This window comes from Commensalibacter intestini A911 (genome assembly GCF_000231445.1).
Classification (GTDB): Bacteria; Pseudomonadota; Alphaproteobacteria; order Acetobacterales; family Acetobacteraceae; genus Commensalibacter; species Commensalibacter intestini.
On sequence record NZ_AGFR01000007.1, the window covers coordinates 443704 to 459057 of the forward strand.

12 protein-coding genes are annotated in these 15354 nt (G+C 35.8%); 7 read left to right on the forward strand and 5 right to left on the reverse strand.

All coding sequences use genetic code 11. From position 1 onward, the window contains the following. The first annotated feature begins 156 nt into the window (after positions 1-156). The 3 genes from CIN_RS07080 to CIN_RS07090 all read left to right on the forward strand — a co-directional run bounded on the left by CIN_RS07080 (position 157) and on the right by CIN_RS07090 (position 4127). Complete coding sequence (locus tag CIN_RS07080; protein WP_008854392.1) at positions 157-507, forward strand: hypothetical protein; 351 nt, start codon at positions 157-159, stop codon at positions 505-507. A 138-nt stretch (positions 508-645) separates the two neighbouring features. Then, on the forward strand, positions 646-1956 hold the full coding sequence (locus CIN_RS07085; protein WP_040364074.1) for an HlyD family secretion protein: 1311 nt from the start codon (positions 646-648) through the stop codon (positions 1954-1956). Then, on the forward strand, positions 1953-4127 hold the full coding sequence (locus CIN_RS07090; RefSeq protein WP_008854394.1) for a peptidase domain-containing ABC transporter: 2175 nt from the start codon (positions 1953-1955) through the stop codon (positions 4125-4127). Before CIN_RS07085 ends, CIN_RS07090 begins: the two co-directional genes overlap by 4 nt. Before the next feature lie 83 nt (positions 4128-4210). Here CIN_RS07090 and CIN_RS07095 read toward each other — a convergent pair whose 3' ends face one another. Beyond that, entirely contained in the window at positions 4211-4762 is a 552-nt protein-coding gene (locus CIN_RS07095) for a hypothetical protein (RefSeq protein ID WP_008854395.1), read from the reverse strand. Between the two features lie 81 nt (positions 4763-4843). Next, a complete protein-coding gene (locus CIN_RS07100; protein WP_008854396.1) occupies positions 4844-6151 on the reverse strand; it encodes an ammonium transporter in 1308 nt (435 codons plus the stop codon). A gap of 396 nt (positions 6152-6547) precedes the next feature. Between CIN_RS07100 and cysE the strand changes: the two genes are divergently transcribed. From cysE to CIN_RS07120, 4 genes are all read left to right on the forward strand, one after another. Further along, positions 6548-7384 (forward strand): serine O-acetyltransferase, encoded by an 837-nt coding sequence (gene cysE / locus CIN_RS07105; RefSeq protein WP_050798387.1) that lies wholly within the window; start codon positions 6548-6550, stop codon positions 7382-7384. Between the two features lie 27 nt (positions 7385-7411). After that, entirely contained in the window at positions 7412-9409 is a 1998-nt protein-coding gene (locus CIN_RS07110; protein WP_008854398.1) for a KAP family P-loop NTPase fold protein, read from the forward strand. Positions 9410-9686: 277 nt separating this feature from the next. After that, the gene (locus CIN_RS07115) at positions 9687-9866 is read left to right on the forward strand and encodes a hypothetical protein (protein ID WP_008854399.1); all 180 of its coding nucleotides are present in this window, start codon (positions 9687-9689) and stop codon (positions 9864-9866) included. Positions 9867-10151: 285 nt separating this feature from the next. Continuing rightward, a complete protein-coding gene (locus CIN_RS07120) occupies positions 10152-12155 on the forward strand; it encodes a Hint domain-containing protein (RefSeq protein ID WP_008854400.1) in 2004 nt (667 codons plus the stop codon). Between the two features lie 141 nt (positions 12156-12296). Here CIN_RS07120 and CIN_RS07125 read toward each other — a convergent pair whose 3' ends face one another. From CIN_RS07125 to rlmB, 3 genes are all read right to left on the reverse strand, one after another. Then, positions 12297-13352: a linear amide C-N hydrolase gene (locus tag CIN_RS07125; protein WP_008854401.1), complete on the reverse strand. Its 1056-nt coding sequence runs from the start codon at positions 13350-13352 to the stop codon at positions 12297-12299. 68 nt (positions 13353-13420) lie between these two features. Beyond that, the gene (locus CIN_RS11495; protein ID WP_050798383.1) at positions 13421-14551 is read right to left on the reverse strand and encodes a glycosyltransferase family 61 protein; all 1131 of its coding nucleotides are present in this window, start codon (positions 14549-14551) and stop codon (positions 13421-13423) included. A 24-nt stretch (positions 14552-14575) separates the two neighbouring features. Continuing rightward, complete coding sequence (gene rlmB, locus CIN_RS07135) at positions 14576-15340, reverse strand: 23S rRNA (guanosine(2251)-2'-O)-methyltransferase RlmB (protein ID WP_008854403.1); 765 nt, start codon at positions 15338-15340, stop codon at positions 14576-14578. Positions 15341-15354 lie beyond the last annotated feature (14 nt).

Genomic DNA, 15354 nt, shown 5'->3' on the forward strand with positions numbered 1-15354 from the left:
AGTCTCTACATTCACACATTGTCTCATTTTGAAGTATATTGTCATCTCGTTTTTAATGTGATATCAGTATGATAGTTTTGAAAGTAATTAGTTATTTTAAGTAATTTATTATTTTGAAGCAAATAAAAAAATATATCTAAATTTTGGAGAATTCAAATGCGTGAAATTTCAGCAGTAGAAATTACAAACGTTGCTGGTGGCTTTAGCCTAGGTAGCTCAATCCCTTCACTTAGCGGTGCAACAATTGGTGCATCTTTAGGTACAGCTATTGGTTCAGTAGTTGATGGTGCATACAATTCATTAACAGGCGGAAGCTCAACATCACAAACAAATGCTGGTGCACTTTTAGGCGCTGGTATTGGTTCAATTGTTGATGCAGCTAACTCAACATCTTCTACAGCAATCACATCTAACGTTGTAAACGCTGTAACAGGTATTGGCTTTGGTTCAATCGGAATCCTAAGCGGTCTTGTAAAAGGTATTAGCACAATTGCTAAAGGTGCTTAATTATTAAGCATTAAAACGATGGCTTATTGTAAAAAATAAGCCATCGTTTTATCTATTTTACTAATCAAATTTTATTTTATTCATTTAAAGAATTGATTTAATTAATTTTTTATATATTCACAATAGATACATCAATTAATGAGCTCTCTTTTCAGACCAGAAGTATTAGAAGCGAAACGGGATACTTGGCTTGGAAAAGTACAAGATATACAACCCATTCCTATTAAAATCATATCTATTGCCTCACTTATTTTTACAATTCTTGTTATTTTCTATATTTATTACGGTGGTTATACCAGACGAACCCATGCCATCGGAAGCATGATGCCTGCTTCAGGCTTAGTTACCGTAGGATCGCGTACCAATGGAATTATTACTGAACAAGCAATAAAAGAAGGGCAATTTGTTAAAAAAGGGCAAAAGCTTTATGCAATAAGCTTAGAAAATAATAGTATAAATGGTCCCACACAACAACAAATTGTTGATCTTCTAAAAAAACAAAAACAAATTTATATCGATCAATATAATTTACGCAAGGATAATGCTCCTATTGAAAAAGCAAATATTGTTTCGAAGCTAACAAACTTATATAAACAACATGAAAAAGTTACTGATCAGATTAATCAAGATAATGTGATCATTCCCAAAATTCAATCATCATTATTAATGATTGAAAAAGCTAAAAAAATGTCTTTGGCAACGAATACTGAGTATCAGAATCAACTTTATACATATGCTCAAATTCTTGGTTCTCACTCACAGTTTTTACAAAGTCAAACATCTATTGATGGGCAAATTCTAGAAAATGCTTCAAAATTGCGTCTCTTTGATAGTACGTTACAGCATGATCTTTATGATATTCAACAGAAAATCAATGATACAGAGCAAAAAATTGCTCAAGGTGAAAAAGATCAAACAATTATTGTAACCGCTCCAACCAGCGGAACAGTAACTGCTTTAAGGGGGTATGTTGGGCAACAAGTTACCATAGATTCTGCATTACTTAGTATCCTACCTGAAGGACAAAAGCTTGATGCAGAACTTTACGTTCCAAGCTCTGCAGTTGGTTTATTAAAGAAAAATGACACTGTTGTCTTAAGTTACGCAGCCTTTCCATATCAAAAATTTGGTTTATATAAAGGTGTTGTTTCTGAAATTACATATACACCAGTTACCTCCGAAACCGTAGGTAAGGATAATGGTGATCGTTTAAGAACAGAATATACGAATCAACAACAAAATAAAGAGCAGACTTTATACAGAGTTCGCATCAAACCTGAACAACAATATATTAATGGATATAACAACCAGAAATATTTCTTACAACCAGGAATGCGCGTGGAGGCTGATATCGCCATTGATTATCGCCGTTTATACCAATGGATGCTAAATCCATTTATTAAAGTCAAAGACACTGTTAAAACAAGATTAATCAAGCCAACGCCATGATCGATGCATTAAAAAAACTGGAATTTGGATTCCACCATAAAACCCCTCTTATTTTGCAAGTAGAGGCCGCTGAATGTGGTTTGGCTTGCCTTGCAATGATTATGGGCCATTATAAAAATTATATTGACCTAACAACCTTTAGGCGTCGAGAATCTATCTCCATCAAAGGGATTACACTACAAAATATTATTGATGTTGCACATCGTAATAATTTAACCACTCGCCCTTTAAGACTAGAACTAGATGAGCTTAATAAATTAAAACTTCCATGTATTTTACATTGGAGCCTTAACCACTTTGTTGTGCTCACTGCGGTAAAGACTTACGGTATTATTATTAATGATCCTGCACATGGGCAACGTAAAATCTTATGGGAAGAAGTTAGTAAAGAATTTACAGGTGTAGCACTTGAAGTCTCTCCTAATGAAAAATTCGAACGTAAAGATGAGCGAAATAATCTTAAACTTAGAGATTTATTTAGAAAAACAGATGGATTAAAAACAACTTTATCCTATGTGTTTTTCGCCTCTCTTGGATTAGAACTCATTGCAATCATTATGCCAATGGCATCGCAGGTCATTATTGATGAGGTTATTGTCACTTTAGATAAAAACCTATTAACAACCATTGCAATTGGTGTTGGTTTGTTAATTCTACTTCAAATGATTATTTCAACTGCACGTACATGGATGGTAATGCTATTTAGCACACGCCTGAATGTACAATGGAATGCTGGACTATTTGATCATTTAACACGCCTTCCCCTTGATTACTTCTTGAAACGTCATGTTGGAGATATCTTATCTCGTTTTGGATCTTTAGGAACAATTCAAACAACCATTACGACCGATATGGTTCAAGCCATTATGGACGGAATTATGGCGGTTGGCATGTTGATCATGCTCTTTATATACGGCAAATGGCTAGCTTTTGTAACAATTATTGCTGTTACTTTAGACGCGATTGCACGTTTTATTGCCTATCGCCCCTATAAACAGGCCTCTGAAGAAGGGATTGTTTATAGTGCTAAAAAAGACTCTCATTTTATTGAGACCTTACGAGGCATGGCAAGTATTAAATTATTAGGTTTACGTGAACGTCGCCGTGCTCGTTGGCTTAATTTGTTAGTTGATAGTATTAACGTTGGTTTAAAAACACAACGTTATGATTTAATTTTTGGACGAATTAATGATGTTATTTTCTCCTCTGACCGATTAATTATGATGGTCGTTGGTGCCTATTTTGTTATGGGCAATATCATGTCCGTTGGTATGTTAGTTGCATTCCTATCTTATAAAGACCAATTCACAAGTCGTATAGGAAGTTTAATTGGAGCTATCTTTAAACTTCGCATGCTCTCTATTCAAAGCGATCGTATTTCTGATATTGCATTGACTGACCCTGAAAAAAATACAGCAGATTATACAGCATTACAAAGCACGTTTCCTGTCCCATCAGAACAAGAACATCATGCTCAGTTAGAATGCCATAATCTTGGCTTTAGATACTCTGCAGCTGAGACTTGGGTCTTTCAAAATATTAATATCAGCATCCCTCAAGGACAAAGTGTTGCAATTGTTGGTCCATCAGGTTGCGGAAAATCTACTTTATTAAAATTAATGATGGGACTAACTTTTCCTGAAGAAGGGAAAATACTTTATAAAGGCCAAGATATTTCTCAGCAATCCTTAGATATTTATCGACAAAATATTGCAGGTGTTTTGCAAGATGATGGACTATTTTCAGGTTCAATTGCAGATAATATTTGTGCTTTTGATGATAAACCTGATCAAGAGCGTATTATCGAATGTGCTAAAAAAGCAGCAATTTTTGATGATATTATGACAATGCCTATGAAATTTGAAACTTTCGTAGGTGATATGGGAAGCTCTTTATCTGGTGGACAAAAGCAACGTGTAATTATTGCTCGTGCTTTATACCGTCAACCTGATATTTTATTCTTAGATGAGGCAACAAGCCATTTAGATGAATTTACAGAAGCACATATTGCAGACACATTAAAAAATATGCATGTAACCCGTGTTATTGTTGCACATCGTCCAGCTACAGTTGCTTTATGTGAATTTATTATTATTCTAGATCCACATACAATACAAAAAGGTGAAATCCAAATTGTTAAAAGAGAAGACCTTTACCCTGACCAAGCCTAATTAATAAAAATCAATACAAAAAAAGACCTGGCTTGTTTAATCAAGCACAGGTCTTTTTTGTATTTAATACTTACAATAATTAATTACTTCGTTGCTACAGCAGATTTCAAGTGTTTATTACATTCACTATAATACCCACCACCTTTTTGTATCCATTTTAAACCACCATTTTTAGAAGAAACTTTATTTGCATTATATTGTTTTTGACATGTGTGCATACGTGCTGTGCCTTCTTTTTCACTCGCAAATTGTGCATCAATTTTATCAGGAAAAACAACATCACCTATAGTAACGGGTGCTTTTTCTACAGCTTCTTTTTTCACAGGCTCTTTCGTATTATCCTTTGCTATAACTTTATTAGAAACTTCTCCTGCTACTGGAGTAACACTTTTGTTCGGTTCAGTCGTTGTTGCAGACTTTGGTGTTGTCACAACGCCCTTAGCATCACAATGAGCTACTTTAAATTCTTTAAAATTCTTCCCAGTTAATGTACCCGCTTTTTTAGCTTCACTAAATTGTTCATAACATGCTTTTCCTTCTGCAGCATGCGCAGAATAAGAAATCCCAACTAAACCAGTAACTGTTAAAGCAGCATATAATCCTAATAGAGAAAGAGAAGATAGAATCTGTTTCATAAATTTACCCCTAATTATAACGAATACATCGAAAGAATAGTGTTTTATTAATTGTACAACACTATTCTTTATTGAGTAGAATTATGAGTTAATCTGCTCATTATGTAAAGACATATCAAGACCTAGACGTTCATCATCAGGATCAACACGTAACCCGATAACTTTATCAATAACTGTTAACAAAATCCAAGAAATACCACCGCTCCAAATAATCGTCACAGCAACAGCTTCAATCTGAGCAATCACTAAACTAATCGAAGCAGAAATTCCTGCAGGATCTGCTTCTGTCGCAGATAAAGGACCAAAAGCAAACACACCCGTTAAAATCGCACCGATAATACCGCCAATCCCATGAACACCAAATGCATCCAAAGAATCATCATATCCTAATTTGTGCTTTAAATAAGAACAGCTCCAAAAGCAAGCAATACCACCAATAAATCCCATTAAAATAGCTGGACCAGGCAAAACAAAACCTGCTGCGGGCGTAATCACGACTAAACCTGCGACTGCACCAGAAACTATTCCTAAAACTGTTGGTTTCTTACGTTTAATCCATTCAATACACATCCAGCCAATCCCACCAGATGCTGCTGCAACTTGTGTCACTAACATTGCCATCCCAGCACGGCCATTTGCCCCTAATGCAGAGCCTGCATTAAACCCAAACCAACCAACCCATAGTAGTGAAGCACCAATCACAGCATAGCCAACATTATGAGGGGATAAATCACTTTTACCAATCCCTATTCTTTTACCGATCATAATGGCACAAACCAAACCAGCAACCCCAGCATTGATGTGAACAACAGTACCACCAGCAAAATCAATTGCCCCTAATGAAGCCAACCAACCATCAGGAGACCATACACAATGGGCGATTGGAACATAAGACAACAACCCCCATAGAATACAAAACACACATAACGCGCTAAATTTAATACGTTCTGCGGCTGAACCGACTAAGATTGCCACAGAAATAATGATAAATGTCATTTGAAACACGACATAAACACTTTGTGGGATTGTCATCATCGCAGGGGCAGCCGTATCAGCCCCTAAAACAAATCCTTTATCAATACCAAAGTGGAAATGTTCTAGGATCCCATTCAGCATAAATTGAGATAAATTACCGATATAAGGCGTTCCGGTGGTAAAAACCAAACTATACCCAATTACCACCCACAAGATACTCATCATACAACAGATAGCAAAAGACTGCATCATTGTCGCCAGAACGTTTTTCTTTCTCACCATCCCAGCATAAAACAAAGCCAACCCAGGAATAGTCATCATCAGAACTAACGTTGCGCTGATTAACATCCAGGCAGTATCCCCTGTATCCAAAGTCGGAGAAACAACAGTCGCACCATAGGCATGCATCGGCATCAAACATAACAGCCCAATTAAAAGATAATTCTTCAATCGCAAAGAATTTAAAATTCTGCCCCTCATATACGCTCGTTCCCTTCCTCAACTTTGTACGAAAAAATATAAAATCCCTAAACAATCAAAAAGAGTAATTATAATTCAATAAATGCTCTATTTTTAATATATAATCTTATAATAAGCACGAAAACGTGATTATTAATAATAAAATTTTTTAAAAATTATATAAAAAATAAATCTGTTTCTATAAAATTACATATTATATAAATAAACTATAAGGTAAAATTTCTATCTACCTTTAATATTTTAGATTCTTTTTCAAAATAATTGACCGAGGCCGTTATGAGTGATTCTTTGTCGCGTTACCCTAATCCTATTATTCCAGAACAAAACGCAATGAATGATCCACGCAATACCCTTGCCAGTGGGCCAGATAGTCATGAAATTAATCTCGATGCATTATGGATGAAGATTGTCGATGAGAGTCGTGCGTGTTGTGATCCTTTGTTAGGCAGTTTTTTTAATGCCTGCGTACACAGACACCCTCATTTTTCTGCAGCATTGGCTGATATTATCGGACGCAAACTTGGGGATACTTCTATTTCCCCTTCTGCTCTGACTCATTTAATTCAAGAAACTTATCGTCATAGCCCACCGCTCGTTTCTATTGCAGCTGCGGATTTAATTGCGGTGATGATGCGTGATGCGGCATGTAGTAACTTAGTAACGCCTTTTTTATTCTTTAAAGGGTTTCATTCGATCCAAGCTCACCGAATTGCACATTGGTTATGGCAACAAGATAGACCTTTCCTTGCGCTACATATGCAGAGTCGTATTTCAGAAGTTTTTGCGGTGGATATTCATCCTGCTGCCAGATTGGGACAACGCGTCATGATTGATCACGGAACAGGTGTTGTGATTGGTGAAACGGCTGTGATTGACGATGATGTTTCTATTCTTCAAGCCGTTACATTGGGGGGAACTGGTAAAATAGAACAAGACCGCCATCCAAAAGTTCGTCGTGGTGTGTTAATTGGTGCTGGAGCAAAAGTCTTGGGCAATGTCGAAATTGGTGAAGGTGCAAAAATTGGTGCTGGTTCTATTGTGCTGGAAAATGTCCTGCCCTATACCACGGTTGTTGGGAACCCTGCCCGTCCTGTTGGGATTAAACATAAAGACATGCCTGGGATTTCAATGGATTTATCGTTACCTCCAATTGATTACGTGATTTAATTTTTTACGTGCAAAAGGAATAAGAATATGAATGATACTTCTTCAGGTAATTTATCTGCGGATAGCCCCATTAAAGAGCTAGCTGCTGATTCTTTAGGATATCGCCCTTTTGCACAAAATATTGCGACAATTTTAGATAACGCCACCACCAGAGAAGATTGCTTAGTCCTTGGCATTCATGGTGAATGGGGCTCTGGAAAAACTTCTGCGATTAATTTAGTCATTAAAGAACTTGAGGATCGACAAAAAGGCACAGAAATACAAACCAAGATTATTCATTTCTCACCATGGTTGTTCTCAGGACAAGAGAACCTAACCTTTGCCTTTTTTCATGAGTTAGATCTAAACTTAAATGGTGAAGAGTGGACAAAACTAAAAGATGCTCTAAAAGAAATGGCAAGCGCAACATTGCCAATTGCTGGTAGTATTATGAATCTAATCATTCCTGGTACAAAAGATGTTGCCAAATCTATAAAAGAAACAATTGATCAAAAACCATCCTTAGAAAAAACAAAGAACAAATTACAAGATATATTAACACAGCAACAACGCCCTCTATTAATCATCATTGATGATATAGACCGCCTCCCTGCCGATGAAATGCGTCAAATCTTTCGTATGGTAAAATCAGTGGCAGACTTGCCTTATGTTACTTACCTTTTAGGATTTGATCGTAAAATTGTTGAAGGAGCTTTAGAAAAAGATACAGATTTAGAAGGGCCACAATGGATCGAGAAAATCGTTCAAGGCTCTTTTGATCTTCCTTACATTATTCCTTTTAGAATAGAATTATATTTTTGGAATAAGCTTAAAGCTGATATCCCTAATCTGTATGGGAAATTAGATGAAAATACAGCTCCTTATTTTAAACATTGTTTATTTCCACAACTCAAAAATCCACGTCAAGTTACTCGCCTTATCAATGCCCTAATTGTTGGATGGTTATCCGTTCAAGATAGTGTTAATCCAACTCTGTTCGTCGTTATCGAGTCATGGCGTTTATTTAATCATGGTCTTTATGAATTTATTAAAGATAATAGAGATTATATTTGTTGCGATACAGAAGATGGCAATAATCTAGAAACATTTGAAAAAAAAATGATTACTTATAATCAAAAACTAAATATTAATCTCCATTATTTTTTCGCTAGAGGAGAATCAACTCAAGCATTAACGCTTCATTACCCGATCATCTCATCACACTTTTTCTACAATTATTTTATATATGACAACAATTCTCAGTTATTATCCCCTACTGAGCTAACAGAAGTAGAAAACAGTTTAGATTATATTGAACAAGCACCAGAAATTATTAATAAATTTTCTAATGATATATTAGATCATCATCTTTCAAAAAATAGGGCTTTACTTCTTCATTGGAAACAAAATCTATCAGCTTATTCTGAAAGAAAAATTACTAAAATTGCTTGTTGGGTAGTATCTATATATGATTACTCAATCTCAATAGAAAAACAATCTGTTGAATATAATATTCAAGACGAAATAAAATATCTAATCATTAATGTTTTTGAGCATATTCGAAATGACAAATTACAAACAGAATTATTAAAAAAATTATATCATGATTTTCCTTTTTGCTCTTTGTTAATGAATAAATTTTGTAATATACTTTTTACCAATGATCCCCGTATAATTCTAAGAAGTAACGAATTAAATAATCTTATTAATCGTTATCAAGACATATTAAAAGAAACCTATCAAACAAAAATAACAGAATTAGTATCTACAAAAAAAGATTTTCCTTCATTTCCTGAATTTATTATAATTTTCTTCAATATTTTTGATGCCGAATGGACTGATAATTTTCTTCATAACAACATAGATCAAGCAATTAATATAATGCTTTTCATTCTCCAAACTTCATCGGCAATTCTAGATCAATATAACCGTCCTACACAAATATCCTGTTTACTAACAATTGCTAAAGAAGTTCAAGTTTCTGACTGCAATGAGAGTTCTAAACAAATCGCTAAAGATTTCTGCAGTATGTTTGACAATCAATAATCAAATAAACATGCCCCTTTACAAACAAAGGGGCGTATCCATAAACCCTATTTCACATCATTAATTGGTAAAATTTAAATATTTCATATCCTTACAAAATCCATGGCATTACCTACAACACACAAAACACTTTTATTTTTTCTTAAATTGTAATTATTTCAACAAATCACATTCTCGCCTTATTTCCGTTAAACTATCGACATATTTGAATTGCATAAACATACTCATAAGTTAGCAACTAACTTAAAAAATATTTTTTATTAAAGGAGATACAATAATGAAAACATTAACAACAACTCAAGTAAGTCAAGTTTCTGGTGGTAGCCGTGCAGATGCAATCGCAAAAGCAAACATCATCAGAACAGGTCTTAAAAATGGTGATAACTGGGCAACCATCGGTAAAAACATTGGTCTTTACTTCAAAAACAAATATGCTGGTGGTAATTTTGCAAAATAATTAGTATTTATCTTTATACTAATTAAAAATAACTTCTTTATAAAAAGCAGTAATTAATAAAATTAGTTACTGCTTTTTGTTTATCAAATATAATAGATTTAAATACTAAATACAAATAACTATCATAAAAATTAATAATCGCATATAATGCGATCTTCAAATTATATCAAAGATTTAATGAGATTATCACCGTAGTTCTTATAGGACTACCCATAAATAAATAAATAAATAAATAAATAATCTAAATCAAAATAAATTGAAAACTACTTTGGTTGGGAGATCAATATGTCAGATAATACCGTCATGAACTTGAATACTGCAAGTTTACAGCCTAATGCAGAAATTACACCTTATGTCATTACATCAGGCTCTGTGATTACTAATGAAACCGTCAATGTAGAGGAAGATGATACATTTGAGGGAAACACGATATCTACAGGTGGAACGGTCAATGCAAGCGGTGCTACATTAACGAGTAATAGTTTTTATTCAGGTGCAACTTTAACCCTTACGGATAGTGCGACAGCTATAGATAATAGTTTTTACTCAGGTGCAGTTGTAAATGCTACTGGGGATTCGACTCTTACTACTAACGAGTTTTACTCAGGAGCATCAGCTTACGTTGGTGCAGATTGTACAGCTGTAGGAGATACTATTCATGCTGGAGCTACCATGACAGCCGATGGTGGCGTACTAATGGGCACCATCGTTTCTGGCGGAGACCTTATTCTTCAAGGAAGTTCATATTTAGCCTATGGTGAAATTGATGCTGGTGGCACTCTAATTGCAAGTAGTGGAACTATTATCGAAGATTTAATGATTAATTCAGGTGGAAGCGCAACCATTATGCCTGGTGCAACCATTGCATCTGAACTTGATCCAACAGCCACAACCTCTGTGACTGTTGCTGCTGGCGGAACCTTAACCCTAGATCCAAATGCGGGCGGGGTTGTGGATATGGCTACAGGTTCTGGAACACACCTGATTATTTCCGCATCAGATAGTACCGCAACCACAACAACACCAACCGTTATTAATGGCCTTTCAGGATCATCGGAATCTGCACAACTCACATTGGCTGGCATCACAGCCTCCGAGATTACCAATATCACCACAACAACTGATCAAGTCACTTTTACCCTGTCCAATGGCAGCAGTATCACCTTAAACGTGACAGGTGCTGATCAAATTAATTTTGATAACACAACGACAGATACTAACGGAAATATTGTCTTTGATATTTGCTTCCTAGCTGGCACAATGATTGAGATGGAAAATTCAATTTTCACCGCAGTAGAAGATATAAAAATCGGTGATACAATCATGAGCTATGATTGGCACCATCAACAAAAACAGCCTTGTACAGTCACATGGGTTGGCAAAAAACATATCAATATCAGACCTCATTTAAGTGATGATTTTGCTGGATATCCAGTACGTGTTCTTAAAGATGCCATTGCTAATAATATTCCCAATAAAGATCTATTAATCACATCTGAACATAGCCTGTTTTTTAATGATAAATTTATTCCTGTTCGTATGTTAATCAATAATCATTCAATTTATTATGATTATTCAATTACCTCTTATGACTATTATCACATAGAAACCGATAATCACTCGATCATTTTTGCAGACGGAATGACAACAGAAAGCTATTTAGACACAGGAAATCGTCATGTTTTCGCTCCAGACGGAAACGTCACAAGCATTTCTGTTACCCCTCCTAAAAGCTGGGAGCAAGATGCCTCCGCTCCTTTAGTAGTATCCAGAAATCAAGTAGAGCCTATTTATCGCAAAATTGAACAACGTGCACATAATATGGCTGTACCTCACAAAAATGAACCACCTCTATTAACAGATGATGCCGCGATACACTTAATCACAAACCATCAACATAAAATCAATCATTATACAGTTGAAAATGGTCGTATTGTATTTACCTTACCATCAGACACAAAATCCGTCAGAATTATGACACGTATAGGACGTCCTAATGAAACAATAGGGGCATTTATTGATGATCGCCGTTATTTAGGGGTTCTGATCGGTGAAATAACGATATCTCAGAATAATAAGTCTGACATGATAACCCTTCATCATACTTCAAATCATTTGAATGGGTGGGATGTAAAAGAATCAGCACCATGTCGATGGACAAAAGGAAACGCACTACTTACTCTTCCTACTGATACCAATACACAAACACCTATATTGCTTACTTTACAAATCCTTTCTGGAGGACCATATTTTTTAAACGCAGCAGATATTGAAAAGAAAAGAGCTTAATACACTTTAAGTAAAAAAGGCGGTATCAATTTATTACCGCCTTTTTTTATTATCTTAGTGTAAAATTATAACAAAACAGTCATTTTAGCTCCTGTACCGTAAAAACACAGTGAAATAAAATTAACTCTTTTATATAAAACCTTACTTCACATCATTAATTGGTAAGAATTTAAACATTTTAGCATCTTTAAAGGATGCGGTGGCGTTGCCAGAAAAAATATTAGTTTGCTCTGGGCCTAGATCTAGTTTTTTAACTTTTCCTGTTTTTTCTGAGAAATCAACTTGTTTTAAATCTACCCAGAAAATATTCGGCGTTAATGCAGATTCAAAGAAATAACGTTTATTCTTTTGCTCAGCCACCGTGCGCCAACGCGTTGAAGAAATATTTGGCTCATTTTCTGTGTTAATCCCATAAGGCACAGAAACATTTCTAATCACACTGAAAACACTAGCTACTTCTTTGCGGTCATCCATATTTTTGGGAATAGCATTAATATAAAAAGACGCTCTGGCAAATCGATCTGCTGCACGATTAGTCCCTGGCAACATCACGGTACCCCCAATAGACTTCCAATACGCATCCAAAGCCAATTGTTGATCAAAAGCAGGGGAATTTGTCATGACTTGATATTTGCGGTTGTGATGAATAATTTGCTTGCCATCAATATATTCAATAATCGCGCTATCCCCTGTTGCATCAGAAATAGACATATGTAATGTCGCCATTCTTTGCTCACCAGGAACTTTTTCTGTTACCACAGTAAAAGGCTCTTTTTCCAACGCTGCAACCGCTTCATCTACGGTGGCAAAATTATCCAACACATATTGTCCCCAAACAGAAATAGACATTGTTGGTTTGTCTTTGGTTGGTGTAGGATAAGCAGACTCAACCAACCACAGCATATTCACATCGAGACCTTTTTCATTCATCCCATCTGTGGTCGCAATATCATATCCTGTAGCAATCACACTTCCATATTTAGACTTCCAATGCACCGTATTACCCGCCGTTGCACCATCCCGATCCATCCCTCTTGGTAAAATCCACAAATTCGTCCCAACGTCCTTTTTCCAATCCATAGAACGCGCTGTAATAACTTGATCTTTATCCCCTAAATAAACAGCTCTGGTGCATGCAAGACTGCTCGTAGAAAACAAACAAGCCCCTGCTATAAAAGCATTGAATAATTTACGCATGGCCTAAAATACCTTATTTCAAAAATGTAAGTTCGGCACAGTGTAACTCTATCAAGTGAAAATACAATTTATAATTCAATAAACTGCTCTAATTCACCCAAACGTGTTTCTACGAATTCAATATCAAGGGTATTTATCCATGCACTTAAATGATCAGGACGATTATGATCAACACCCGTATCAAATTTATCCGCCCAATATCTCAGCTTTCCTTGTAAAGACATTACTAAAAAACACTGATTATCATGATGACTAGGAATCAGTTCGTAAATAATCGTGCCTTCTTTACAAAAAGCAATATTCGATAGCCCCGCCCCTAACAATGCCACAACCATTTTAGCATGCTGAAAAATAATAATCTGTTCATCAATGCTATATTGTTCAGGATCTAGAATAAAATAGCCCCTTTCCTCTAACAAAGTAATTAACTCTGTTTCATTATTTAAATGACGATGCTCTTTATTCGCACGACTAATATAAATTTTGTCATGACACAACGCTGGCGATACAGACGCATTTATATTACATATCATCTGTTGGTAAGCCTTAGCAGACAAGCTTGAAATTGCAAAATCCGCCTCCCCTGTGCCTAACTCATAATAATCAACGTTAGATAAAGCATATTGTTGATCTTTCTTGATCGGGCAACAACGTTCTAAATCAACACCAACCAACTCTAATGTGCGTTGTTGCCAAGGTAGTAACGGTGATGGAACTAAGAATTTTCCTTGAATACCAGATTGCAAAGCAGCATAAAACGCAGGCAAAGCATGCGCAATCCAATGAAAGTAATTATTTTCCCAATGATCAGAACAACTAAAAACAAGCCCTTGATCCTCATAAGAAATAACTTCTTCAGGTCGCACTTTTAATGAGTCCAATAACTCCCCTGTAATATAGTGATTACAGTTTGGAATAATCCCTCCATCTTTAAAAAATACCATATAATACGCATCAAGCACAACATTATCTAGACGATATCGATAAATCGGCTTTGCTGGTCGCCTCCAGTCAGAAAAAGGGTATCTTTCAGTATGCGTCAAACGAGATGTATCAAACCACGTCACCTGCCCATCACAGGACCCGCATTGTTCTAACTTTACTCTTTGTGTCGCAACACGGTTTAGACGAAAGATAAAATGATAATAGGAGCGTATTGTACGCCTTACAGCAATACGTAGTAAATCTCGAATTATCATTTTACCTACCTATTGTCTTATAAATTAGAAGAAACTACGTGTAATTTCATACAAAGCAATTGCACCCGCAACAGAGACATTTAAACTATCAATATCTCCTGTCATGCGTAAACTTGCAATCTCATCGCAATTTTTCTTCGTTAATTGTCTAATGCCTGCCCCTTCTGCTCCTAAGACTAACACAACGCGGCGTTGTGCAAAGTCAGCACCATTTAACAGATTACCATGTGCATCTAATCCAACCACCCATAGACCCGCCTCTTTTAGTTTCGTTAATTCACGAGAAAGATTAACCGCACGCATAATAGGAATATTATCTAGTCCACCAGAGGCTGCTTTTGCCAAAACACCACTTTCATCAGGAGAATGACGATCTTGTAAAATCACACCAGCAGCACCAAAAGCCACCGCAGAACGTAAGATAGCCCCAATATTCCGAGGATCAGTGACTTGATCTAGCATTAAAATTGGTCCTGAACGTTCCAACATTTCCTCTATGCTCGCACTGCCTAATGGCATTACATGTAAAGCAACACCTTGATGTACCGCCTCTTTACCACAAATTTGATCCAAAACAGAGCGATCAACAATTTCATGACCAACTTTTAAAGGTGCATCTAGCTTTTCCGCTACGGCTGCATATGCATCAACCGTTGCCACTAAGCGCATTTTTTGGCGTTTACGATTTATCAGTGCGGCTTGTACTGCATGTTGCCCATACAACCAAAAACCACCTTTAATATTATAATTCGTATTTGTATTAGAATTGGAATGAGGTCGCTTACCCATGAGTTATCAATCTT

Coding starts and splice junctions, on each gene's coding strand:
- CIN_RS07080 (WP_008854392.1), top strand. CDS start 157: ATGCGTGAAATTTCAGCAGTAGAAATTACAAACGTTGCTGGTGGCTTT.
- CIN_RS07085 (WP_040364074.1), top strand. CDS start 646: ATGAGCTCTCTTTTCAGACCAGAAGTATTAGAAGCGAAACGGGATACT.
- CIN_RS07090 (WP_008854394.1), top strand. CDS start 1,953: ATGATCGATGCATTAAAAAAACTGGAATTTGGATTCCACCATAAAACC.
- CIN_RS07095 (WP_008854395.1), bottom strand. CDS start 4,762: ATGAAACAGATTCTATCTTCTCTTTCTCTATTAGGATTATATGCTGCT.
- CIN_RS07100 (WP_008854396.1), bottom strand. CDS start 6,151: ATGCCGATGCATGCCTATGGTGCGACTGTTGTTTCTCCGACTTTGGAT.
- cysE (WP_050798387.1), top strand. CDS start 6,548: ATGAATGATCCACGCAATACCCTTGCCAGTGGGCCAGATAGTCATGAA.
- CIN_RS07110 (WP_008854398.1), top strand. CDS start 7,412: ATGAATGATACTTCTTCAGGTAATTTATCTGCGGATAGCCCCATTAAA.
- CIN_RS07115 (WP_008854399.1), top strand. CDS start 9,687: ATGAAAACATTAACAACAACTCAAGTAAGTCAAGTTTCTGGTGGTAGC.
- CIN_RS07120 (WP_008854400.1), top strand. CDS start 10,152: ATGTCAGATAATACCGTCATGAACTTGAATACTGCAAGTTTACAGCCT.
- CIN_RS07125 (WP_008854401.1), bottom strand. CDS start 13,352: ATGCGTAAATTATTCAATGCTTTTATAGCAGGGGCTTGTTTGTTTTCT.
- CIN_RS11495 (WP_050798383.1), bottom strand. CDS start 14,551: ATGATAATTCGAGATTTACTACGTATTGCTGTAAGGCGTACAATACGC.
- rlmB (WP_008854403.1), bottom strand. CDS start 15,340: ATGGGTAAGCGACCTCATTCCAATTCTAATACAAATACGAATTATAAT.